We start from the raw sequence: 21,083 nt of genomic DNA, 5'->3' as shown, positions 1-21,083 counted from the left end.
GGACACGGAGAGCGAGAGCGTCACCCCTTCTTCGGCACCACCCGAAACGTGCCGCTGGCGCGCGCGATCACGGCATCGTCGGCTTTGACCAGGCATTGTGCAAAACAGATCGTAGAGCCGGTCTTGATCGCCTCACCTTCGACCGAGAGCCATTGGCCGATCTCGGCGGCGCCGACATAGTCGACCGACAGCGAGATCGTCACGAACGACGTGGTCCAGCCCGTTGCCTGGGCGCAGCTATAGCCCATGGCGGCATCGGCCAGCGCGGCGATCAGCCCTCCGTGAATCAGCCCGCGCGCGTTGGTGTGCGGCGTCGCCAGACGCAGCCCCACGGTGACGCCCTTGTCGGACTTCTTCGAATAGAGCGGCTCCCAGGGATCGGTGAGCGGCGCTTTGCGGAAATGCGGCTCGAAGCCGGTGGGGATGTCGGGAGAGGTCATGGCGGTCTCGCGTTGCTGGTCGCCGGCATTGAACGCGATAGACGTGACGGTTGCATCAATTACAAAGTTTCAAACGGAATTTGCGCGAGTGTTTGAAACGGAAGGCGCCACAATGACGGCGCCGTAGGGTGGGCAAAGCGAAGAGTGCCCACGCGCGTTCGCAATCATGGGAAGGTGGTGGGCACGGCGCAAGAGCGCCTTTGCCCACCCTACGGACTGTCTTAAAACGGCAACCCCACATAATTCTCCGACAGCGACGTCATCGCGGCCTGCGACTGCGTGACGTAGTCGAGCTCGGCGAGTTGGATGCGCGCGCCGATGGTGCCGGTGTCGGGGAATTTGTGCAGCATCGAGGTCATCCACCAGGAGAAGCGCACCGCCTTCCAGACCCGCGCCAGCGCCGTGGTGGAATAGGCGTCGATGCCGGCGCTGGATTTCTCGTCGTAGAATTCGCGCAGCGCGCCCGACAGATAATGTGCGTCGCTGGCGGCGAGATTCAGTCCCTTGGCGCCGGTCGGCGGCACGATGTGGGCGGCGTCCCCGCACAGGAACAGCCGGCCGAAGCGCATCGGCTCGGCGACGAAGCTGCGCAGGGGCGCAATACTCTTCTCGATCGAGGGGCCCGTGACGAGGCTGTCGGCCGCCTCCCGGTCGAGCCGGCGCTTCAATTCGTCCCAGAAGCGTTCGTCCGGCCATTGGTCGACATGGTCGTCGAGCGAACACTGCACATAGTAACGGCTGCGTCTGGTCGAGCGCATGGTGCAAAGCGCAAAGCCGCGCGCGTGGTTGGAGTAGATCAGCTCATGGCTGACCGGCGGCGTCTCCGACAGGATGCCGAGCCAACCGAAGGGATAGACCCGCTCGAACTCCTCGATCGCCGAGGTCGGAACGCTGGCGCGGCTGACGCCGTGAAAGCCGTCGCAGCCGGCGATGAAGTCGCAATCGAGCGTGTGGGTGACGCCGTCCTTCTCCCAGGTTACGCGCGGGTGACTGCCGTCGAAATCATGCGGCTGAACGTCCTTGGCCTCATAAACCGAGATCAGACCGGCGGCCTTCCGCGCATTCATCAAATCGAGCGTGACCTCGGTCTGGCCGTAGATCATGACCGTCTTGCCGGTCGCACCCTTCATGTCGATGCGGTGACGGCGGCCGGAAAAGGCGAGCTCGATGCCTTCATGCACCAGGCCTTCGGCATGCGCCCGCGCCCCGGCGCCGATCTGATCGAGCAGCGCGACGGTTCCCTCCTCGAGCAGACCGGCGCGGATTCGACCGAGCACGTAATCCGGGCTCTGCCGCTCCAGAATGACATTGTCGATGCCGCAAGCGTGCAGCAGTTGCCCAAGCAACAATCCGGCCGGTCCGGCCCCGATGATTGCGACTTTTGTCCGCAATACTTGCTCCTTCCGATCCTGTAGGCTTTGCTCGCGGCTCGCTTGTCGCGTTGCTCCGCGCACGATAATTATATCATATAACGGTTGGGCAAAAGGGGAGGGCCGTCGCCGGGCAGCGACAAATCCATGCAGCATGGCTGACGCAGACGGCGCGGCGAAGTGCGCGCCAGTTCCGGCTTGAACGCGCCAGCCGATTAGATAACATGTTAATTAACGAGACCGGGCCATCGAAGCCCGCCATCGAAAACAGGGAGAGACGTGTGATGAGGAAAGCCTGTCTGGCGTTGCTGCTGGCCGCAAGCGTGACGCCTGCCTTCGCGCAGGACAAGACCTTCGATTTGAAGATCTCGCACTGGGTGCCGGCTTCGCATCCGCTGCAGAAGTCGCTGGAAGACTGGGCTGCCGCGGTCGAGAAGGATTCCGGCGGCACCATCAAGGGCAAGGTGTTTCCGGCCCAGCAGCTCGGCAAGGCGTTCGATCATTACGACATGGCGCGCGACGGCATCGCCGACGTCACCTATGTCAATCCCGGCTACCAGCCCGGCCGCTTCCCGATCGTCGGCGCCGGCGAGCTGCCGTTCCTGATCTCGGACGCCAAGGGCGGCTCGATGGGGCTGGACGCCTGGTATCGCAAATATGCCGAGAAGGAGATGAAGGACGTCAAATACTGTCTCGCCTTCGTCCACTCGCCCTCCTCCTTCCATTCCAAGACCAAGAAGATCGTGCTGCCTGAAGACGTAAAGGGCATGAAGATCCGCCCGGCGCATGCCACCATGGCGAACTTCGTGACCTCGCTCGGCGGCACCAATGTGCAGTCCTCGGCGCCTGAGGTCCGCGACATCATCGAGCGCGGCGTCGCCGACGGCGTCACCTTCCCCTGGGGTTCCCTGGTGCTGTTCGGCATCGACAAGGTGACCAAATACGACATGGAGGCGCCGCTCTACACCACGACCTTCGTGTTCGTGATCAACAAGGACAAGTACAACGCGATGTCCGACAAGCAGAAGGCCGCGATCGACAAGAACTGCTCGGTCGAAATGGCGGGCGTGGTCGGCGAGCACTGGGGCAAGTTCGAGGATGCGGGCATCGACAAGGTGAAGGCGGAATCCGGCCACGAGGTCTACAAGCTGGCGCCCGAGCAGACCGCCGTCTGGAAGAAGGCCGCCGAGCCGCTGGTGAAGACCTGGTCCGAGGGCGCCAAGAAGGCCGGCGCCGATCCGGACGCGGCGCTTAGCGAGCTGAAGGCGTCGCTGAAGAAGTACAACGCGTTGGCGGAGTGACGCCGCGACGCGATCGGTCCTTCCTCCCCCTCTCCCCGTCCTTACGGGGAGAGGGTTGGGGTGAGGGGCTGCGTCCGCAAAAAGAGTGACAGATGGACTCGCGGAGAGTCCCCCTCACCCGCATCGCATCTCCGATGCGATGCGGCCTCTCTCCGCACGCGGGGAGAGGCAAGAGCCGCCGCCGGAGTCGAGAGCGAGAATGACGACACTCGATAGGACACACCCATGAAGCGCTCCTGGATGGACCGCATCATCGACACGATCGAATGGATCGCGGCCGGCTTCGTCGGCATCGTCGCGCTCGACATCTTCCTGTCGGTGCTGCTCCGCAACACGCTGAATTATTCGATCCCTGATTCGTTCGACATCGGCCGCATGCTGCTCGGCATCCTCATCTTCTGGGGCATCGCCGCGACCTCCTATCGCGGCACCCACATCACGGTGGACCTCGTCTGGGGCAATGTCGGGCCGCGCCATCAGCGCTGGATCGACGTGTTCGCAACCCTGGTGCTGCTGTTCGTCGTGACCGTGCAGACCTGGACGCTGTTCGACAAGGTGCGCGGCACCTACAACGACAACGTCCTGACCTTCGACATGCACATGCCGACCTGGCCGTTCTTCGCGATCGCCTGGGTCGGCGACGTCTGCGCCGTGCTGCTGATCGCGATCCGCACCTACCGCCTGATCTTCCACCCCGAAGATATGCACGATCCCAAATTGAAGGCGACGGAGTAATCATGAGCACCGATGCCGTCGCCGTAATCGGCTTCGTTTCCCTGTTTGTCCTGATGCTGCTGCGCGTGCCCGTCGGCATGGCCATGGGCCTCGTCGGCGTGTCCGGTTTCGCCTATCTCGTCAACGGGACGGCCGCCCTGAAGCTGGTCGGCCAGACCTCGATGCGCACGGTCACCGACTACACCTTCGGCGTCATCCCGATGTTCCTGCTGATGGGTTCGTTCGTGTCCAATTCCGGCATGAGCCGCGAGCTGTTCCGCGCCGCCAACGGTTTCGTCGGGCATTTGCGCGGCGGCCTCGGCATCGCCACCGTCGGCGCCTGCGGCGGCTTTGCCGCGATCTGCGGCTCGTCGGTTGCGACCGCCGCGACCTTCTCGGCCGTCGCCTATCCCGAGATGCGCCGTTTCGGCTATCCGCAATCGTTCGCCACCGGCGTGATCGCGGCGGGCGGCACGCTGGGCGCGATGCTGCCGCCCTCCACGGTGCTCGCCGTCTACGGCATCATCACCGAGCAGGACATCGGAAAGCTCTTCATCGCCGGCATCATCCCGGGCCTGCTGGCGATGAGCATGTACATGATCACGATCTTCCTGATCGGCTATTTCCGTCCCGACTTCCTGCCCAAGGGCAAGGTGACGCCGTGGCGCGAGCGCTTTGCCGGCCTGAAGGAGATCTGGGCGCCGGCGCTGCTGTTCATCTTCGTGATCGGCGGCCTCTACGGCCTGCCCTATTTGCCGCGCTTCACGCCGACGGAGGCGGGCGGCGTCGGCGCCGCCGGCGCGTTCATCATCGGCGTGCTGACGGGCCGCCTCGACCGCGAGAAGATCCTGGCCTCGCTGCTCCAGGCGACGCGCACCGCGGCCGCCGTCTTCACCGTGCTGATCGGCGCGCTGATCTTCGGCTATTTCCTCACGGTGACGCAGACGCCGCAGAAAGTGACCGAATTCCTCACCGGCCTCGGTCTCGGCAGCTACGGCGTGCTGGCGCTGATCATGGTGATGTATCTCGTGCTCGGCTGCCTGATGGACGCCATGGCGATGATCATCCTCACCGTGCCGATCATCTTCCCCGTCATCACGCATCTCGGCTTCGACCCGATCTGGTTCGGCGTCATCATCGTCATGACCGTCGAGCTCGGCCTGATCCACCCGCCTGTCGGCATGAACGTCTTCGTCATCAAGAGCGTGGTGAAGGACGTCTCCTTCTCCACGATCTTCAAGGGCGTGATTCCGTTCGTGGTCACCGACCTGATCCGCCTCGTGATCCTGATCGCCTTCCCGCTGCTGGCGACCTGGCTGCCGACGCGGATGATGGCGAATTGACAGGGTGAAGCGATGACGACACCGACGCTCGAGACGAAGTACGTCTTCACCATCACCGCCAAAATCGGCGAGGTCGCGCCGGCGAGACCGGCATCGGTGTTCGCCGCATCATCCCGATCATCGGCGGTGAGGTCACGGGCGCGATATCAGGCAAGGTGCTGCCGTTCGGGGCCGACTTCCAGACCATCCGCCCCAACGAGCTGATCGACCTGGAGGCGAAGTACGCCTTCGAGACCGACGACGGCGCCATTGTCTATGTCGAGAACAAGGGCATGCGCTTCGGACCGGTCGAGCTGCTGCAGAAGCTCAAGCGCGGCGAGCCGGTCGATCCCGAGCTGATCTATTTCCGCACCGTGCCGCGGTTCGAGACCGGGCACGAGAACTATCGCTGGCTGATGCAGCACATTTTCGTCGGCTCAGCCGCGCGCCATGCGGATCGCGTCGTGATCGACGTGCATCAGGTGATGTGAAGGGCGGCGGCCTTTCAACGCTCTCCGCTCGTCGTCCCGGCGAAAGCCGGGACCCATACCGCGTGATCTATCGGTTGCCGGCGGTCGGAATACCGAACAATGGGTCTCCGCCAGATCTCTCCCTGGGGTTAAGGCTCCCTGCGTCCCGTGCGCGATTGCGCGCTAGGCAGGGACGACATTGTGTGCGGAGCAGCATTCTGCCGCCCCACCTTGACTCCCCCGAAATTCGTTATACAACATAACTATTCTGACAAGGACGCAAATGACACAGGGAAACGCCGGAACCGCTGACGCGGGCGCCTCCGGGCTATTGAGGATCGAGAGGGCGGACCGGGTTCTGACCGTGGGTCTGAACCGGCCGGCCAAGCGCAATGCGCTCAACGACGGCATCATCCTGGAAATCGGCGAGTGTTTTGCGTCCCTGCCCGAGGATATCGGCGCGGTCGTCATCCACGGCATCGGCGACCATTTCTCCAGCGGCCTCGACCTCTCCGAGCTGACCGAGCATGACGCGACCGGCGGCCTGCTGCATTCCCAGATGTGGCACCGGGTGTTCGACCGCATCCAGTACAGCCGGGTCCCCGTGATCGCGGCGCTGAAGGGCGCCGTGATCGGCGGCGGGCTGGAGCTTGCCTGCTCGGCGCATATCCGCGTCGCCGAGCCCTCGACCTATTTCGCGCTTCCGGAGGGACAGCGCGGCATCTTCGTCGGCGGCGGCGGCTCGGTGCGGCTGCCACGATTGATCGGCGTCGCCAGGATGATGGACATGATGCTGACGGGCCGCGTCTACAGCGCGACCGAAGGCGCCTCCTACGGCTTCGCGCAATATGTCACGGAGGCCGGCAACGGGCTCGGCAAGGCGATGGAGCTTGCGACCAAGGTCGCCTCCAACGCGCCGCTGACGAATTTCGCCGTTCTCCAGGCGCTGCCGATGATCGCGGAGGCCAATCCGCAGACCGGCCTGCTGATGGAATCGCTGATGGCGACCGTCGCGCAGAGCGACAAAGAGGCAAAGCGCAGGATCCGCGAATTCCTCGAACACAAGACCGCAAAGGTAAAGCCCAAGTCATGAGCGCGCAGCCGTCCTCTTCCAGCATGGAGCGCGGCGCGAGCACTTTCCCGCTGCGGCCCATTTCATTCGGCGATCCCGTCGTCGACATCGAACGCCGCGACGACGGCACGATTTACCTGCGGCCGAAACAGGCGCTCGGCGACTATCCCGTTCGCCTCACCGACCGCCTGCATCACTGGGCCAGCACCTCGCCCGACCGCGTCTTCATGGCCGAGCGCGAAGGCGGCCGCGGCTGGCGCAAGATCACTTACGCCGAGCTGCTGGTCGCGAGCCGTCACATTGCGTCCGGCCTGATTGCGCGCGGCCTGTCGGCGGAGCGGCCGGTCGTCATCCTCTCCGGCAATTCGATCGACCACGCATTGCTGGCGTTCGGCGCGTTCTATGCCGGTATTCCGTTCTGCCCGGTGTCGCCGGCCTACTCGCTGGTGTCGAAGGATTACGGCAAGCTTTCTTACCTGATGAAGCTGCTGACGCCCGGCCTTGTCTTCGCCGAGGATGCCGACAAGTTCGCCGATGCGCTTGCCGCCAACGTCTCGCTCGGGACCGAGATCGCCGCGTCCTACGGCGAGGTGCCAGGCCGCGACGTCACCCTGCTCGCCGACCTCATGGCAACGCCGATCCGCGCCGATCTCGACGATGTCCACGGCAAGATCGGCCCCGACACGATCGCGAAATTCCTGCTGACCTCGGGCTCGACCGGCAATCCCAAGGCCGTCATCAACACCCAGCGCATGATCTGCGCCAACCAGGTGATGTTGCGCGAGACGCTCGCCTTCCTCAAGGACGAGCCGCCCGTCATCATCGACTGGCTGCCCTGGAATCACACCTTCGGCGGCAACCACAATATCGGCCTGACGCTCTATAACGGCGGCTCGATGTATCTGGACGCCGGCAAGCCGATGCCCGGCGGCATCGAGGAGACCGTGCGCAATCTCCAGGAGATTTCGCCGACGGTCTATTTCAACGTGCCGAAGGGCTATGAATCGCTGCTACCTTATTTGCGCGACGACCAGGGCCTGCGAGCAAAGTTCTTCGACCGGCTGCACGCGATGTTCTTCTCCGGCGCCGCGCTGTCGCCATTCATCTGGAACAGCCTCGACGAGCTCGCGGTGAAGGAAAAAGGTTATCGGGTTCCGATGCTGACCGGGCTCGGTGCGACCGAGACCGCGCCGTTCTTCATGTCGGTCAATCCGCGCACCAGCCGCTCCGGCCATGTCGGCCTGCCTGTTTCGGGCAACGACGCGAAACTGGTGCCGAACAACGGCAAGCTGGAAGTGCGCGCCAAGGGGCCGAACGTCATGCCCGGCTACTGGCGCCAGCCCGACATCAGCGCAAAATCCTTCGACGAGGAAGGATTTTACATGATGGGTGATGCGCTCAAGCCCGCCGATCCCGATGATCTCAACGCAGGCTTCGATTTCGACGGCCGTGTCGGTGAAGACTTCAAGCTCGCCAGCGGCACCTGGGTCAGCGTCGGCCCGCTGCGCGCGCGCCTCACGGCGGCCTGCGCCCCGCTGGTGCGCGACGTCGTCATCGCCGGCATCAATCGTGACGAGGTCTCGGCGCTGGTCGTGCTCGACCTCGATGGCTGCCGGCTGATCAATCCGACGCTGCCGACCGACGATCTCGTCGTCGCAACACGCGACCGGCTGGTGCGCGAGGCTTTTCGCGAGCGCCTGACCCGTTTCCTCAGCCAAGCCACGGGTTCCTCGACCCGGATCACGCGCGCGATCCTGATGGACGCGCCGCTCTCGATCGACAAGGGCGAAGTCACCGACAAGGGTTCGATCAACCAGCGCGCCGTGCTCGAGCACCGCATCGAATTGATCGAGGAGCTCTACGCTGCCAATCCATCGGACCGTGTGATATCGGTCGGCTAACCCGGACATAAGCCACAGGAGAACGCCATGTTGTTGAAAGATCAGGCAGCCATCGTCACCGGCGGCGCATCGGGGCTTGGCGCCGCCACCGCGCGAAAACTTGCGGCGCAGGGCGCCAAGGTCGCGGTCTGCGATCTCAATGCCAAGCTCGCCGAGACCGTTGCCGCCGAGATCAAGGGCGTGGCGATTACCTGCGACGTCTCCGACGCCGCTTCCGCTGAAGCTGCGATCGCGCAGGCGACCAAGGCTCTTGGCGCGCCGCGCGTGCTGGTCAATTGCGCCGGCATCGGCGTTGCCAAGCGCGTCGTCGGCCGCGACGGCCCGATGGCGCTCGCCGATTTCGACAAGGTGATCAAGGTCAATCTGATCGGCACCTTCAACATGCTGCGCCTGGCCGCCACCGAGATGTCCAAGCTGGAGCCGCAGGCGACCGGCGAGCGCGGTGTCATCATCAACACGGCCTCCGTTGCCGCTTATGACGGCCAGATCGGTCAGTCCGCCTATTCGGCTTCCAAGGGCGGCATCGTCGGCATGACGCTGCCGATCGCGCGCGAGCTGGCGCAGTTCGGCGTCCGCGTGCTGACCATCGCGCCCGGCCTGTTCCTGACCCCGCTGCTCGCGAACCTGCCGCAGGAAGCCCAGGACTCGCTCGCCGCCGCGATCCCCTTCCCGCGCCGGCTCGGCCATGCCGACGAGTTCGCCGCGCTCGCGCTGCACATGGTCGAGAACTCCTACCTGAACGGCGAAGTGGTGCGCCTCGACGGCTCGCTGCGTATGGCACCGAAATAAGGCGCGCGACACATGTTCGTGAACCGGCGCGACGTACAGATCCAGTGGGGCGATTGCGACCCCGCCAACATCGTCTACTACCCGCGCTATTTCGCGATGTTCGACGATTCGACCTCGACCCTGTTCGAGGTCGCCGGATTCTCCAAGCAGGATCTGGTCCGCAAGTACGGCCTGGTGGGCATCCCCATGGTCGACACGCGGTCCAAGTTCTACATCCCCTCGACCTATGGCGACTGGATCACCATCGAGACGAAGATCGAGAGCATCAAGCGTTCGAGCTTCGAGGTGAAGCACAACGTCTACAAGGGTGACGCGCTGGCGATCGAGGGTTTTGAGACCCGCGTCCTGGTCGGTCGCGATCCCGTTAACCCCGACAAGCTGAAATCGGCACCGTTCCCGGCGGAAATGGTAGCCAAATTCACGGGGAGTTAAGTCCGGAGCTAATCGCCGCATCGCCAAAAGAGGGGGCTGAATTACCCCCCGATTTCTGCTTTCAAAGAAACACGTAAAGGGAGGAATAGATGAAACGCTTTTACTTGACCGCCGCCATCACCGCGGCGACGCTTGCCCTGCCGGCGCTGCCCGCGCTGGCCCAGACCAGCGAAATCACCATCGGCATCACCACCACCACGACCGGCCCCGGCGCCGCGCTCGGCATTCCCGAGCGCAACGCGCTGGAATTCGTGCCGAAGGAAATCGGCGGCGTGCCGCTGAAGGTGATCGTGCTCGACGACGGCGGCGATCCCACCACCGCGACCACCAACGCCCGCCGCTTCGTGACCGAATCCAAGGCCGACATCATCATGGGCTCGGCGCTGACGCCGCCGACGATCGCGGTCTCCAACGTCGCCAACGAAGCCGGCATTCCGCATTTCGGCCTGGCGCCCTTCCCGATCACGCCCGAGCGCATGAAGTGGTCGGTGGCGATGCCGCAGCCGATCCCGATCGTGGGCAAGGTGCTGTACGAGCACATGAAGAGCAAGGGCGTGAAGACGCTCGGCTATATCGGCTATTCCGACTCCTATGGCGACCTCTGGTTCAACGACCTTAAAGCCCAGGCCGTGCCGATGGGCATGACCATCGTCGACGAGGAGCGCTTCGCCCGTCCCGATACGTCGGTGACCGGACAGGTGCTGAAGCTGGTCGCCGCCAACCCGGATGCGATCCTGGTCGGCGCGTCGGGCACCGCGGCCGCGCTGCCGCAGACCGAGTTGCGCGAACGCGGCTATCAGGGCCTGATCTATCAGACCCACGGCGCCGCCAGCATGGATTTCATCCGCATCGCCGGCAAAGCGGCCGAAGGCGTGCTGATGGCGTCGGGTCCGGTGATGGACCCCGAGGACCAGCCGGACGAAGCCGCCACCAAGAAGCCGGGTCTCGCGCTCAACGCCGCGTATGAGGCAAAGTACGGCCCGAACAGCCGCAGCCAGTTCGCTGGCCATTCCTACGACGCCTTTGAGATCCTCAAGCGCATCATCCCGACCGCGCTGAAGACCGCAAAACCCGGTACGCCGGAATTCCGCGAAGCGATCCGCCAGGCCTTGCTGACGGAGAAGGAGCTGGCGGCGAGCCAGGGCGTCTACAACTTCACCGAAAAGGACCGCTACGGCCTCGACGACCGCTCGCGCATCCTGCTGACGGTGAAGAACGGCAAGTACTCGCTGGTGAAATAGACACGGCGAAAGTTGAGAGACAACGAGAGCCGGCCCGATGGGCCGGCTCTTTTGTTTTTCGGATTTGAGATCGAGCTGCGGGCCCCAGGCGCCGGTGCGCCCCTTCTCCCGCTTGCGGGAGAGGGGCACCGAGCCCGCGGATACGGCGGCCTCAAGCCGCCTGCCGCAGCGGGGTCCAGGCGAATTCGGGGTAGTAGTTGTCCATCATGCGATCGACATAGGCGGTGAGGTTCGGAAAGCCCTCGGCACGCTCACGCAGGGTCGATTCGAAGAACGGCGAGAGGATGCCGGCGAGCATACCGAAGGCGGTGGCGTCGACGCCGCAAGGCTTGTTGCCCATCAGATAGGATTTGTCGCCGAGCTGCACCGAGAGCGCGAACAGCGAGCGCACAGCGAGCTCGACATCGTCATCGGGCCCATGGCGGCCGAGGCCCGAGAGCAGATAGTTCTCGGCGACGCGGAATTGCGCATCCTCGCGCAGCTTCTCGCGGTTGTGCTCCGGCGCGCCGTCGAAGAAATGCGCAGGCCCCTTGGCGAAATTGACCGGATCGACCCAGCGCGCCCCGACCAGCCCCCAGTAGATGTGGTGCTCGATCATCCGTTCGAACGCCCAGGCCTGCGCGCGGTCGGTCAGCGACAGCCCGGCATCGAAATCAAAGCCGTATCGGCGCTCGATATGGGCGCGGATGAAGGTGGAATCGGCCACCGCCTCGCCGCCATCGTCGATGAAGGGCAGCTGCCCCTTGGGCGAGGCGGGCGGCATTGCCCGCTCCTTCCGGTAGGGCAGTCCCGCCATCTTGAGCTGCACCTCCGTCTTGGTGACGAAGGGGCTGATTTCCGGCAGGCCGAAGCCGGTGCCAAATCCGTAGAGCGTGATCATGAAAGCTTCTCCTGAACCACCGAAAAAGTTGACGGAACCTAGTGCCGGGCTGCTGCCACCATGGTGGCAGCAGCCGTGATATCTTCTGCGAAACGGGCCCCCCGCCAGGCACGGCCCATCACATGGCGGACCAGCGCGTCCGCGGCCTGGATCAGCGGGCGTGCCACCACGCTCGCAAGGGCAAACCGGAGGTCGACGGCCATGAGATCGAGCGAAACGAGGCGGCCGAACGCCGATGCGGACCACGCCTGTGCCCGCAACATCGGAATAGCCGGGCCGAAATGGGTCGGAATGATCATGGACAAATCCTCTTCAGTCGATGTGTTGTCCCGGTATAGAACCTCCCTGCTGCCAACATCCTGTCAGCAGCAGCGCGCCGCTTTCTGAAAAGATCACCGACAAGGGACCAGCATGAGACGCGCCGACCGGCTGTTTCAAATCATCCAGGTGCTGAGGCGCACGCGTAAGCCGCTGACGGCGGACGCCATCGCGGCCGAGCTCGAGACCTCGAAGCGCACGATCTATCGCGACATCGCGACGCTGATCGGCCAGCGCGTGCCGATTCGCGGTGAAGCCGGCATGGGCTACATCCTGGAAAAGGGATTTGATCTCCCGCCTTTGATGCTGACGCCCGACGAGATCGAGGCGGCGGTGCTGGGCGCCCAATGGGTCGCCGGCCATGCCGATTCGGCACTCGCGCGCGCGGCCGAAGATCTGATGGCCAAGATCGCCGACACCGTGCCCGAGCGCCTGCGTCCTTTCGTGCTGGAGCCGGCGAGCCGGGCTCGGCCGAGCTGGAACAGGGAGCCGGACCGCCTGGACATGGTACGCACGCGCACCCAGATCCACGAAGGCAAGAAGATCATGCTGCGCTATCGCGACGAGCAGGGCCGCGCCAGCGAGCGCATGATCTGGCCGATCTCGGTCGGCTACCTCGAAGCCGTGCGCCTGCTGGCAGCCTGGTGCGAGCTACGCGGCGACTTCCGCAGCTTCCGCACCGACCGCGTGGTCGACGCCAACTATCTCGACGAGAGATATCCGGAGCGGCGCGACGTGCTGCGCGCGAGATGGCGGCAGAGCCTGGTCTGGGGCCCGCCCAAAGACACCTGACAAGGACATGTGAGGACGATGGAAGAGAACTCCCCCGTCGATCTGTCGAGCTTTTGCCAGAGTTGCGGCGCCTGCTGCGGCTATTCGGCGAACTGGCCGCGCTTCTCGATCGAGAGCGACGAAGAGCTTGCCGCGATTCCGGAAGCGCTGGTCAACGACCGCCAATCCGGCATGCGTTGCGAGGGCGATCGCTGTTCGGCCTTGCAAGGGGATATCGGAAACGCGACCGCATGCGGCATCTATGCGATGCGGCCGGAGGTGTGCCGCACCTGCATGCCCGGCGACGCCGAATGCGCGATGGCGCGGCGGAAGTTCGGGCTTCCGGCTATCGAAGCAAGTTAGGCCGGAACGGCTTCGCCGATTTCGTCGTCGATTTCGTCGTCCAGCGGTGCGAGCACCGAGAGCGGCTTGGTCGACAGCGTGATCGGCTTGCGCCCGCCCGATAGCGACGGCGAGGATTTCGCCGTGCCTTCGCGCGACAGCGCATAGAGCGTCGAGCCGACGCGGCCGCCGTTTTCGATCAGGTCGCGCTCGTTGCAGCTCCCTGCGATCGCGACCGCCAACGAGTGCAGATGGCTGCGGCGATAGCAGAACAGCGCCAGCCTGGCGCGCGCGTCAGGAGAAACACTCTCAACCAGCCTCGGCAGGCCACCCTCGCTGGCGCGATACATCTCGCCAAGGAGCTCGTCGCGAACCGGGCAGAAATCGCTCTCAAAAGTGTCGCGGCTTGAAAACATTGCAGTTCTCCCTCGTGTGCGGAAGATGCAGCGCAATTCTCTAATGAAAGGTTAACCACGCTGCCCGGTAGTCACCCGGGGTGCTTGCGCGTGGGCCGCGAATCGGAGGCGGCGGGGAGCTCTCCGCGGCCATCCTTCGAGACGCCCGCCTTCGGCGGGCTCCTCACAGGATGAGGTCTGGAACTGCTGACAGACTATCCCCTCATGGTGAGGAGGCGCGTAGCGCCGTCTCGAACCATACAGGCCCGACCGTCGCCCCGAGGCCACTCCCCTCAGTTCGCCGCCATGAAGATGGAGAGGCCGAAGCCGGTGAGATGGTGCAGGGCCTGGTCGACGCCGATCAGGGTCCAGAACCAGGGATGCGCAAGGTCGACGCCGAAATTCGCCGAGACCAGTCCCTTGGCGCGGTCGATCGTGATGTGGATCACGAAGTCGATAAAGGCCACGAACCAGAATTTCGGCGCGACGATCAGGATCAAGGGCAGCGCAACCGCAAGGTGAATCAGGCAATGCACCAGAAGCGGCAGGGCCCAGCCGTGCTTCTGGTCCTTGCCGTGCGCCATCCAGGCCGTCTGGAGAACGAAATCGGCGATGATGTGCTTGAAGGTGAGCAGCAACATCCAGCCAATGAGCGCTTCGACCGGAATCGCCGATGACATGGGTGGAAACGACAAAGCCGACGCCCTCATTGAGGTGACAAGAAAAATTGGAGCGTTCAGCGCAACTTCTTCTTGGACCGGTCAAATCGCCGGGACCTTCGATTTATGACATCTCCCGCGGCGGAATGCAGCCGGGGGGAACCGGAAAATCGCCAAGTGTGGCTAACCGGTGATAGGATGACCTTTCGCCGCGTCCGCGTCGAGTAAGGTTACCCTCGGCTCGAAATTTGCATTCCGGTCCCGGCGCGCTATCATTGCCGGTACAGAATATCATTCTTTTTTCAGACGTTTAGGAATTGCAGGGCGCCCGCCGCGATCACGTCCGCGAGCCGTCCGTCACCGGAGAATAAGGCCAGAGTGCTGCCATGAGTACTGAAGGCCCCACCGCATCCCCGATCGAGCCGCCGCCGCGGCGCCCCAAGGTGATCAAGACCAATCAGCAACAGGTCTTCCTCTACGTCGTGCTGACCCTGCTGCTGTCGCTCGCCACCGTCTGGGGCGGCCGTGCCATGCTGCACAATTCGGAGACGCTGACCTTTGCCGTCGGCGCTCCCAACAGCGACGAGGCGCTGTTCGCGGCAAAGCTCGCCGCCCTGCTGAAGAGCAACGCCTCGCGCTTCCGGATCAAGGTCGTCAACAACGCCGACAACGCCAAGGCGCTCGCGCAGTTCGACCGCAAGCAGGCCGATCTTGCCGTGCTGCGTACCGACGCCAAGGTGCCGCTGCGGGCGCGCACGCTCGCGATCCTCGAGCACGACCTCGTGCTTCTGCTCGGTCCCGGCAACAAGAAGATCAAGTCGATCGCCGAGCTGAAGAAAAAGAAGGTCGCCGTTCTCGCCGAGAACGAATCCTCCCTCGCCTTCGTCCGCGGCATCCTCGACATCCCCGACGGTCCGGACGCCGCCAGGATCCAGATGGCGCCGCAGGGCACGACGCTCGACAAGCTGTTTGCGCCGTCAAACGGCTTTGGCGCGGTGATCGCCATCGTTCATGCCTCCAGGGCGGTGCGCGACAAGGCCTATGAGCAGGTCGCCAAGCGCGGCGGCTTCACGCTCAACGCGATCGACGAGGCCAAGGCGCTGGCGCGCAAGCTCCCGGGCATTTCCAGCGAGACGCTGACAGCAGGCACGCTGTCGACCTCGCCGCAAATTCCCGACGACGACCTCGACACGGTCGGGCTCGAATGGCTGCTGGTCACGCAATCCAGGATGTCCCCATCCACGGCGGGCGAGCTGGCACGCACCATCTACGAGAACAAATCCGCGCTCGGGCTCGACAACGGCTTTGCCAGCAGAATTGAGCCGGCCTCGACCGAGAAGGACGCCTTCGTGATGGCGCACCAGGGGGCGGCCGACTACATCAACGACGACACCAAATCGTTCATGGATAAGTACAGCGACCTGATGTATCTGGGCGCCGCCGCGCTCAGCGTCATCGGCTCGATCTTCGCGGCGATCTACGCCAAGATCACCCGCATCGCGCCGGAGAAGGCCAGCGAGCTCTCCACCGCCATCCTCGACATCGGCGAGCGGATCGAGCACGCCCACTCTCTGGACCAGCTCGAATGTCTCCAGGACGAGCTGGAGGGCATCTTGCGCGGCGCCGTCATCGGTCTCAGGGACGGCACGATCAGTACCGACGGGCTCGACACCTTCAAGCTCGGTTACGAGTTCGTCCGCGACGAGATCGGCATGCGCCGCGACTATCTGAAACGCCATGCCGGCGAAACCGAGAAGACGGTGCAGGGCGGCGGCCCTGCCCAGCACGACGACAGCAATGTCGTGGTGGTGAAGACTGCCCAGAGCGCCTGACGGCCGCGCCGGTTGGCGCCGCCGCTGCAATGCCGAAGGCGTTGCGGCGCCGAGCCGGGACCCAGGAACCGCAGCTTGCGCTGGATGAGCCCCGGCTCTGCAGCGCATCACTCCGTGCTGCGCTGCGCCCGGGGCACGAGAGAGAGATCGTGACGACCGCTCGTCTGGAACCCAGCCCATCTGCAACCGTTGGTTTCCGGTTGCAACCGGAGACCGCAGCATGCGTGCACTCCTCATCATGGTCCTTCTGGGAATGCTGGCGGCGGCCGGCTACTTCGCCTATTCCGCAATGGCGGTCGAAGGTGAGCCGATCCCGACGGAAGGCTATGTGGCGCTGGCACTGGGCGCGGGGTTTTCCGTCATTGTCGGCGTCGGGCTGATGGTGCTGCTGTTCTTCAGCAGCCGCCGTGGCTACGACGAGCCGCCGCATTTCAGGTAAGGCACCACGCCAGCGACGGCGGCACGGACCGGCAGGCGCAGCAGCGCCGTTCACCCAGCCTGCCCGTCGTTGACGGCCCCCGCCCGGGCGGGCACTTTGACACCGGCGTCCCCGCCGGGACCCGAAGACTTGTCTCAAGATCGAGCCGCCTTTCCGCATGTCCAAGCCGCTGATTTCCGCTCTGGCCCAGTTCGCGGCCGCCACGGCCGGCCGCAACATGACCAAGGCGGCCTATGTGGCTGTGACCGTCGGCGTGCTCAGCATGGTGTTGCTGTCGGACAAGCGCGCCCAGGAGGCGCACGGCTGGTTCAACGCCCTGCTCTGGACCTGCCTCGCCTATTTCATGTTCGAATGGCTGGTGCGGCTGCGCCACATGACGCAGCAGGGGCGGCTCTCGCTGTACATGTCCTCCTCCGCCGGACTGGTCGATGCGATCGGGGCGCTGGCGGTGCCGGTCGCGCTTCTCTTCGGCGCCGAGCCGGAGACGGCCTGGCTGCTCAGCGTGCTCTGGGTGCTGAAGGTGGTTCCTGGCATCCCCGGCCTGCGGCAGCTTCGCCGCGTGCTGGTGCTGGAATCGGGCCCGCTGGTCAGCGTGCTCGTGATCTTCCTGATGGTGGTCTTCCTCGCCTCCGTCGCCGAATATTTCCTGGAGCGGGACGTGCAGCCGCAGACTTTTGGCAGCGTGCCCGCCGCGCTGTGGTGGGCCGTCGTCACACTCACGACCACCGGCTACGGCGACGTCGTGCCGGTCACGCCGCTCGGCCGCATCGTGGCGGCCGCGGTGATGATCTCCGGCCTCGGCGTGTTCGGCCTCTGGACCGGTATTTTGGCGACCGGATTTGCCGCCGAGACGCGGCGCGACAATTTCCTCAAGACCTGGGAATCCGTCAGCAAGGTGCCATTCTTCGCAGCGCTCGGGCCCGCTGCGATTGCCGACGTCACCCACATGCTGCGGACCATGGAGCTGCCGGCGCGCACCATGATCATTCGCAAGGGCGCGCAGGGCGATTGCATGTATTTCATCGCCGCGGGCGAGGTCGAGGTCGAACTGCCCGGCAAGAAGGTCCAGCTCGGCGAAGGCGCCTTCTTCGGCGAGATGGCGCTGCTCGGCAACAACAAGCGCGGCGCCAACGTCTCGACCACGAAAGTGTCGCGGCTTCTGGTGCTCGACCTCGTCGACTTCCGCGTGCTGATGGCACGGCATCCCGATCTCGCCGAGACCATCGACGCCGAGGCGAAACGCCGCGCGCTCGAAAACAGATAAAAGGAGACAAGAATGTCGGACATCACCGACGCAGCCACCGGCCCCGTGCTCGAACGTGACGGCGCCCGCGCCACCATCCGCCTCAACCGGCCCAAGCATCTCAACCGGCTGCAGGCCGAAGACCTCGACGACCTCGTCAGACTGTTCGACCTGATCGAGGCCGACCCAGCCATCCGCGTGCTGGTGCTGACCGGCACCGGACGCGCCTTCTCGGCCGGGTATGACCTCAATTCGGTCGCCGAGCGCGCCGTCAGCGCCAACGAGCAGCAGAGCGCGGGCTCTGCGTTCGAGGTAGTCGTCAACCGGCTGGAGGATCTGGGCGTGCCGACGATCTGCCGGCTCAACGGCGGCGTCTATGGCGGCTCGACCGACCTCGCGCTCGCCTGCGATTTCCGCATCGGCGTCGACACCGCCGAGATGTTCATGCCGGCGGCGCGGCTCGGGCTGCATTACTACAGGAGCGGCATCAAACGCTACGTCACCCGGCTCGGCGTCGACAATGCGAAGAAGCTGTTCCTGACGGCGCAGAAGATCAGCGCGCCGGAGATGCTGCGCATCGGCTATCTCACCGCAATGGTACCGGTGGAATTCCTCGACGAGGAGGTCGACAAGCTCGCCAACATCCTCGCCGGCAATGCCCCGCAGGCGATGCGCGGCATGAAGCGCGCGATCAACGAATTCGCCCGCGGCGAGCTCGATGACCACGCCGCCGACCAGCGCCACCGCGACAGCATGCGCGGCGACGAGATCAAGGAAGGCATCAAGGCGTTCGCGGAGAAGAGAGCGCCGAGGTTTTGAAATTTCTCTCGCTGTCGTCCCGGACAAGCGCGCCCTAAGCGCGCGCCGATCCGGGACCCATAACCACAGGGAGTGGTTACCGCGCCGGGCTGCTAACTCCGAGTCTTCGGAAAATATCTCCCTGTGGTTATGGGTCCCGGGTTCGCGCTACGCGCGCCCCGGGACGACAGCGGAGAATGAGGCGCCTGCTCAGCCCCCAACCGCCTTCGCATGCAGCGCCGCCATCTCGTCGTCCGCCGCATTGATGCGCTGGAATGCAGGCCGCGCGGTCATGCGTTCGGCATAGCGGACGAACACGTCCTTCTTCGGTACGATGCCGAACATCATGGTCCAGCTGAACGCCACGCCCCACAACACATCGGCGGCCGTCATCCGCTCGCCAAGCAAATAGGGCCCTTTCGACAGCTGCGCTTCCAGCGCGCCGAGCATGGTGTCGTAGTCGGCATAGGGCGACTGCGTGATCGGCGCCGGCTCGCGCTGCATGAACTTGTCGATCAGCGCCGGCTCGAAGGATGAGCCGTAATAGGCGATCCAGCGCAGATAAGGACCGCGCAGCGGATCGTTCAGGGCGGGCGTCAGACCTGCCTGCGGGAAGAGATCGGCGAGATGGATGGTGATCGCGACCTGCTCGGTCACCAGGGCATCGCCGTGGCGGATCGCCGGGACCTTGCCGAGCGGATTGATGGCGAGAAAAGCGGGCTGACGCTGCTCGCCGGCCTTCATGTTGAGGACATGCAGATCGTAGCGCGCGCCCAGCTCCTCCAGCAGCACCCGCGTGCCGGTGGCGCGGCTTTGCGGCGAGTAATACAGCGTGATGCGGTTCGGATCGGTCATGGCAGGTCTCCATCGGGCCAGCGGGCGGTGGGGCAGCTTGTAGCGGGCCATACCTGACATCCTGTGTCAGGTATGGTTTAAGCAATCCATGCGCGCGAGCCGAATGTTGTCGATCCTCACCACCCTCCAGGCCAGGGGGCAAGTCACCGCGCCCGAACTCGCGGAGGCCTGCGAGGTCTCGGTCCGCACGATCTATCGCGACATCGACGCGCTCGCCGCGTCCGGCGTTCCGGTTTACGCCGACCGTGGCGCGGAGGGCGGCTATCGGCTGCTCGACGGCTATCGCGTGCGGCTGAACGGCCTGTCGCAGAGCGAGGCCGAGACGCTGTTCCTGGCGGGCTTGCCGGGCCCGGCGGCGGCGCTCGGGCTTGATGCGGCAATGATCGCCGCGCAGAACAAGCTGATGGCGGCGCTGCCCGTCCATCTGCGCCAGGATGCCAGCCGGATGCAGGAACGCTTTCATCTGGATGCGCCGGGCTGGTTCGGCGAGGCCGAAGAGCCGAAGCATCTGCGCACGATTGCCGGCGCGGTGCTGCGCGGGACACTGATCAAGATCCGCTACCGGAGCTGGCGCGCGGAGAAGCAGCGTCGCCTCGCGCCGCTCGGCCTCGTGCTGAAGGGCGGGAGCTGGTATTTCGCCGGCCAGGTCGACGCCAGCGTGCGCACCTATCGCGTCGCGCGCGTGCTCGACTGCACGGCGCTTGACGAAGGCTTCGATCGTCCCGCCGATTTCGATCTCGCCGCCTATTGGCAGGCCGCGACGCTGCGTCTCGAGGCCGAGATGCATCCCAATGTCGCGATCGTCCGGTTGTCGCCGTTCGGCGTCAAGCTGCTCGACGCGCTGAGCCAGCCGTACATCAAGGCGCGCACGCAGCTCGAGGAGACCGCTGATGTGGACGGCTGGCGCATTGCGCGCGTGCCTGCTGGCAAGACGTCCTGGCACGCCGCGGCCGAATTGTTGCGGCTCGGCCCCGAGGCCGAGGTGCTGGAGCCCGCCGACCTCCGCGACAAGATGGCGGAACTGACGCAGGCGATGGCCGCGCGCTATCGCGCGGCGCGGAAAACATGAGGCCGGCATCTTTCGCCGCAGCCCACGAAACATTCCTGAAACACGATTCTCCTCCTCCCGGGTGAACGCATTCGCGTCTCGGCCCGACCGAGATGCAGGGACACAACAACGGCCTTAGCGCCACACTGGAGAATGAAGATGTTTCGTAAGCTTGCTCTCGGCCTGATCGCCGCCGGTTCGCTCGGCGTTGCCGCTCTCGCGCCCACCGCCGCCTCGGCTGGCGGTTTCCACCATCACCATTGGGGTCATGGCTGGGGTCCGGGCTGGGGCTTCGGCGGCGTCTACGTCAACACCGGCGTCAGCAACTGCTACCAGGAGCGCCTCGTTCGGACCCGCCATGGCATGCGCGTCCGCGTCGTGAATGTCTGCGCGTACGGAATCTACTGATATCTCGCCTTCCAAACAAAGCTCCGGTCGCGCTGCGGCCGGA

At 64.7% G+C, this 21,083-nt stretch carries 23 protein-coding genes and 1 pseudogene; 17 read left to right on the top strand and 7 right to left on the bottom strand.

Annotated features, from left to right (window positions below; translation table 11 throughout):
• Positions 1–20: 20 nt before the first annotated feature.
• Together GDN70_RS07595 and pobA are read right to left on the bottom strand one after the other, a co-directional pair.
• The gene (locus GDN70_RS07595; protein WP_028142143.1) at positions 21–440 is read right to left on the bottom strand and encodes a PaaI family thioesterase; all 420 of its coding nucleotides are present in this window, start codon (positions 438–440) and stop codon (positions 21–23) included.
• Between the two features lie 221 nt (positions 441–661).
• Entirely contained in the window at positions 662–1,831 is a 1,170-nt protein-coding gene (pobA, locus tag GDN70_RS07590) for a 4-hydroxybenzoate 3-monooxygenase (protein ID WP_152102351.1), read from the bottom strand.
• Between the two features lie 263 nt (positions 1,832–2,094).
• Here pobA and GDN70_RS07585 point away from each other — a divergent pair, with 263 nt between their 5' ends.
• From GDN70_RS07585 to GDN70_RS07540, 9 genes and pseudogenes are all read left to right on the top strand, one after another.
• Complete coding sequence (locus tag GDN70_RS07585; RefSeq protein ID WP_028142145.1) at positions 2,095–3,111, top strand: TRAP transporter substrate-binding protein; 1,017 nt, start codon at positions 2,095–2,097, stop codon at positions 3,109–3,111.
• Positions 3,112–3,336: 225 nt separating this feature from the next.
• On the top strand, positions 3,337–3,846 hold the full coding sequence (locus GDN70_RS07575; protein ID WP_018321429.1) for a TRAP transporter small permease: 510 nt from the start codon (positions 3,337–3,339) through the stop codon (positions 3,844–3,846).
• Between the two features lie 2 nt (positions 3,847–3,848).
• Complete coding sequence (locus GDN70_RS07570) at positions 3,849–5,168, top strand: TRAP transporter large permease (protein ID WP_038971320.1); 1,320 nt, start codon at positions 3,849–3,851, stop codon at positions 5,166–5,168.
• A 12-nt stretch (positions 5,169–5,180) separates the two neighbouring features.
• Positions 5,181–5,638 (top strand): annotated as a pseudogene (locus GDN70_RS07565) (DUF3237 domain-containing protein).
• Positions 5,639–5,900: 262 nt separating this feature from the next.
• The gene (locus GDN70_RS07560) at positions 5,901–6,710 is read left to right on the top strand and encodes a crotonase/enoyl-CoA hydratase family protein (protein ID WP_095424653.1); all 810 of its coding nucleotides are present in this window, start codon (positions 5,901–5,903) and stop codon (positions 6,708–6,710) included.
• Complete coding sequence (locus GDN70_RS07555; RefSeq protein ID WP_152102350.1) at positions 6,707–8,590, top strand: feruloyl-CoA synthase; 1,884 nt, start codon at positions 6,707–6,709, stop codon at positions 8,588–8,590. The genes GDN70_RS07560 and GDN70_RS07555 overlap by 4 nt, the downstream gene beginning before the upstream one ends.
• Positions 8,591–8,617: 27 nt before the next feature.
• A complete protein-coding gene (locus GDN70_RS07550) occupies positions 8,618–9,379 on the top strand; it encodes an SDR family NAD(P)-dependent oxidoreductase (RefSeq protein ID WP_028142150.1) in 762 nt (253 codons plus the stop codon).
• A gap of 12 nt (positions 9,380–9,391) precedes the next feature.
• Positions 9,392–9,811: a thioesterase family protein gene (locus GDN70_RS07545; protein ID WP_028142151.1), complete on the top strand. Its 420-nt coding sequence runs from the start codon at positions 9,392–9,394 to the stop codon at positions 9,809–9,811.
• Between the two features lie 89 nt (positions 9,812–9,900).
• Positions 9,901–11,052, top strand: a complete 1,152-nt coding sequence (locus tag GDN70_RS07540; protein WP_038950093.1) for an ABC transporter substrate-binding protein — start codon at positions 9,901–9,903, stop codon at positions 11,050–11,052.
• 151 nt (positions 11,053–11,203) lie between these two features.
• Here GDN70_RS07540 and GDN70_RS07535 read toward each other — a convergent pair whose 3' ends face one another.
• Together GDN70_RS07535 and GDN70_RS07530 are read right to left on the bottom strand one after the other, a co-directional pair.
• Entirely contained in the window at positions 11,204–11,932 is a 729-nt protein-coding gene (locus GDN70_RS07535) for a glutathione S-transferase family protein (protein ID WP_152102349.1), read from the bottom strand.
• 38 nt (positions 11,933–11,970) lie between these two features.
• Entirely contained in the window at positions 11,971–12,231 is a 261-nt protein-coding gene (locus GDN70_RS07530) for a hypothetical protein (protein WP_018321420.1), read from the bottom strand.
• Between the two features lie 112 nt (positions 12,232–12,343).
• Here GDN70_RS07530 and GDN70_RS07525 point away from each other — a divergent pair, with 112 nt between their 5' ends.
• Together GDN70_RS07525 and GDN70_RS07520 are read left to right on the top strand one after the other, a co-directional pair.
• Positions 12,344–13,042 (top strand): YafY family protein, encoded by a 699-nt coding sequence (locus GDN70_RS07525; protein ID WP_026202551.1) that lies wholly within the window; start codon positions 12,344–12,346, stop codon positions 13,040–13,042.
• A gap of 18 nt (positions 13,043–13,060) precedes the next feature.
• Entirely contained in the window at positions 13,061–13,384 is a 324-nt protein-coding gene (locus GDN70_RS07520; protein ID WP_028142154.1) for a YkgJ family cysteine cluster protein, read from the top strand.
• Here the strand turns inward: GDN70_RS07520 and GDN70_RS07515 are convergent.
• Both GDN70_RS07515 and GDN70_RS07510 read right to left on the bottom strand, forming a co-directional pair.
• Positions 13,381–13,779 (bottom strand): hypothetical protein, encoded by a 399-nt coding sequence (locus tag GDN70_RS07515; RefSeq protein ID WP_028142155.1) that lies wholly within the window; start codon positions 13,777–13,779, stop codon positions 13,381–13,383. The two genes, GDN70_RS07520 and GDN70_RS07515, sit on opposite strands and share 4 nt — an antisense overlap.
• 272 nt (positions 13,780–14,051) lie before the next feature.
• Complete coding sequence (locus tag GDN70_RS07510) at positions 14,052–14,399, bottom strand: DUF3307 domain-containing protein (RefSeq protein ID WP_049801962.1); 348 nt, start codon at positions 14,397–14,399, stop codon at positions 14,052–14,054.
• A 404-nt stretch (positions 14,400–14,803) separates the two neighbouring features.
• Between GDN70_RS07510 and GDN70_RS07505 the strand changes: the two genes are divergently transcribed.
• The 4 genes from GDN70_RS07505 (at position 14,804) to GDN70_RS07490 (ending at position 18,750) form a co-directional block, all read left to right on the top strand.
• Entirely contained in the window at positions 14,804–16,249 is a 1,446-nt protein-coding gene (locus GDN70_RS07505) for a TAXI family TRAP transporter solute-binding subunit (protein ID WP_028142157.1), read from the top strand.
• A gap of 220 nt (positions 16,250–16,469) precedes the next feature.
• Complete coding sequence (locus GDN70_RS07500) at positions 16,470–16,688, top strand: hypothetical protein (RefSeq protein ID WP_028142158.1); 219 nt, start codon at positions 16,470–16,472, stop codon at positions 16,686–16,688.
• 157 nt (positions 16,689–16,845) lie between these two features.
• The gene (locus GDN70_RS07495) at positions 16,846–17,952 is read left to right on the top strand and encodes a cyclic nucleotide-gated ion channel (RefSeq protein WP_038971315.1); all 1,107 of its coding nucleotides are present in this window, start codon (positions 16,846–16,848) and stop codon (positions 17,950–17,952) included.
• Between the two features lie 12 nt (positions 17,953–17,964).
• Positions 17,965–18,750 carry an enoyl-CoA hydratase/isomerase family protein gene (locus tag GDN70_RS07490; RefSeq protein WP_038971314.1) on the top strand — a complete coding sequence of 262 codons (786 nt, stop codon included), beginning with the start codon at positions 17,965–17,967 and terminating at the stop codon, positions 18,748–18,750.
• Between the two features lie 189 nt (positions 18,751–18,939).
• On the opposite strand, the gene GDN70_RS07485 is transcribed toward GDN70_RS07490, so the two are convergent.
• On the bottom strand, positions 18,940–19,584 hold the full coding sequence (locus GDN70_RS07485) for a glutathione S-transferase family protein (RefSeq protein WP_152102348.1): 645 nt from the start codon (positions 19,582–19,584) through the stop codon (positions 18,940–18,942).
• Between the two features lie 88 nt (positions 19,585–19,672).
• Between GDN70_RS07485 and GDN70_RS07480 the strand changes: the two genes are divergently transcribed.
• Together GDN70_RS07480 and GDN70_RS07475 are read left to right on the top strand one after the other, a co-directional pair.
• Positions 19,673–20,653 (top strand): YafY family protein, encoded by a 981-nt coding sequence (locus GDN70_RS07480; protein WP_028142162.1) that lies wholly within the window; start codon positions 19,673–19,675, stop codon positions 20,651–20,653.
• Between the two features lie 138 nt (positions 20,654–20,791).
• Positions 20,792–21,040, top strand: coding sequence for a hypothetical protein (locus GDN70_RS07475; RefSeq protein WP_028142163.1), 249 nt, complete (start codon positions 20,792–20,794; stop codon positions 21,038–21,040).
• Positions 21,041–21,083 lie beyond the last annotated feature (43 nt).

It is taken from the genome of Bradyrhizobium sp. TM102 (genome assembly GCF_009176685.1).
In the GTDB taxonomy this organism is placed as follows: domain Bacteria; phylum Pseudomonadota; class Alphaproteobacteria; order Rhizobiales; family Xanthobacteraceae; genus Bradyrhizobium; species Bradyrhizobium ottawaense.
Note: the sequence above shows the minus strand (reverse complement) of the source record. Positions and strands in the feature narration are given on the sequence as shown.

What these genes read in the sequence shown, in the direction of transcription:
- GDN70_RS07595 (WP_028142143.1), bottom strand. Translation starts at nt 440, where the DNA reads ATGACCTCTCCCGACATCCCCACCGGCTTCGAGCCGCATTTCCGCAAA.
- GDN70_RS07585 (WP_028142145.1), top strand. Translation starts at nt 2,095, where the DNA reads ATGAGGAAAGCCTGTCTGGCGTTGCTGCTGGCCGCAAGCGTGACGCCT.
- GDN70_RS07575 (WP_018321429.1), top strand. Translation starts at nt 3,337, where the DNA reads ATGAAGCGCTCCTGGATGGACCGCATCATCGACACGATCGAATGGATC.
- GDN70_RS07570 (WP_038971320.1), top strand. Translation starts at nt 3,849, where the DNA reads ATGAGCACCGATGCCGTCGCCGTAATCGGCTTCGTTTCCCTGTTTGTC.
- GDN70_RS07560 (WP_095424653.1), top strand. Translation starts at nt 5,901, where the DNA reads ATGACACAGGGAAACGCCGGAACCGCTGACGCGGGCGCCTCCGGGCTA.
- GDN70_RS07555 (WP_152102350.1), top strand. Translation starts at nt 6,707, where the DNA reads ATGAGCGCGCAGCCGTCCTCTTCCAGCATGGAGCGCGGCGCGAGCACT.
- GDN70_RS07550 (WP_028142150.1), top strand. Translation starts at nt 8,618, where the DNA reads ATGTTGTTGAAAGATCAGGCAGCCATCGTCACCGGCGGCGCATCGGGG.
- GDN70_RS07545 (WP_028142151.1), top strand. Translation starts at nt 9,392, where the DNA reads ATGTTCGTGAACCGGCGCGACGTACAGATCCAGTGGGGCGATTGCGAC.
- GDN70_RS07540 (WP_038950093.1), top strand. Translation starts at nt 9,901, where the DNA reads ATGAAACGCTTTTACTTGACCGCCGCCATCACCGCGGCGACGCTTGCC.
- GDN70_RS07535 (WP_152102349.1), bottom strand. Translation starts at nt 11,932, where the DNA reads ATGATCACGCTCTACGGATTTGGCACCGGCTTCGGCCTGCCGGAAATC.
- GDN70_RS07530 (WP_018321420.1), bottom strand. Translation starts at nt 12,231, where the DNA reads ATGATCATTCCGACCCATTTCGGCCCGGCTATTCCGATGTTGCGGGCA.
- GDN70_RS07525 (WP_026202551.1), top strand. Translation starts at nt 12,344, where the DNA reads ATGAGACGCGCCGACCGGCTGTTTCAAATCATCCAGGTGCTGAGGCGC.
- GDN70_RS07520 (WP_028142154.1), top strand. Translation starts at nt 13,061, where the DNA reads ATGGAAGAGAACTCCCCCGTCGATCTGTCGAGCTTTTGCCAGAGTTGC.
- GDN70_RS07515 (WP_028142155.1), bottom strand. Translation starts at nt 13,779, where the DNA reads ATGTTTTCAAGCCGCGACACTTTTGAGAGCGATTTCTGCCCGGTTCGC.
- GDN70_RS07510 (WP_049801962.1), bottom strand. Translation starts at nt 14,399, where the DNA reads ATGTTGCTGCTCACCTTCAAGCACATCATCGCCGATTTCGTTCTCCAG.
- GDN70_RS07505 (WP_028142157.1), top strand. Translation starts at nt 14,804, where the DNA reads ATGAGTACTGAAGGCCCCACCGCATCCCCGATCGAGCCGCCGCCGCGG.
- GDN70_RS07500 (WP_028142158.1), top strand. Translation starts at nt 16,470, where the DNA reads ATGCGTGCACTCCTCATCATGGTCCTTCTGGGAATGCTGGCGGCGGCC.
- GDN70_RS07495 (WP_038971315.1), top strand. Translation starts at nt 16,846, where the DNA reads ATGTCCAAGCCGCTGATTTCCGCTCTGGCCCAGTTCGCGGCCGCCACG.
- GDN70_RS07490 (WP_038971314.1), top strand. Translation starts at nt 17,965, where the DNA reads ATGTCGGACATCACCGACGCAGCCACCGGCCCCGTGCTCGAACGTGAC.
- GDN70_RS07485 (WP_152102348.1), bottom strand. Translation starts at nt 19,584, where the DNA reads ATGACCGATCCGAACCGCATCACGCTGTATTACTCGCCGCAAAGCCGC.
- GDN70_RS07480 (WP_028142162.1), top strand. Translation starts at nt 19,673, where the DNA reads ATGCGCGCGAGCCGAATGTTGTCGATCCTCACCACCCTCCAGGCCAGG.
- GDN70_RS07475 (WP_028142163.1), top strand. Translation starts at nt 20,792, where the DNA reads ATGTTTCGTAAGCTTGCTCTCGGCCTGATCGCCGCCGGTTCGCTCGGC.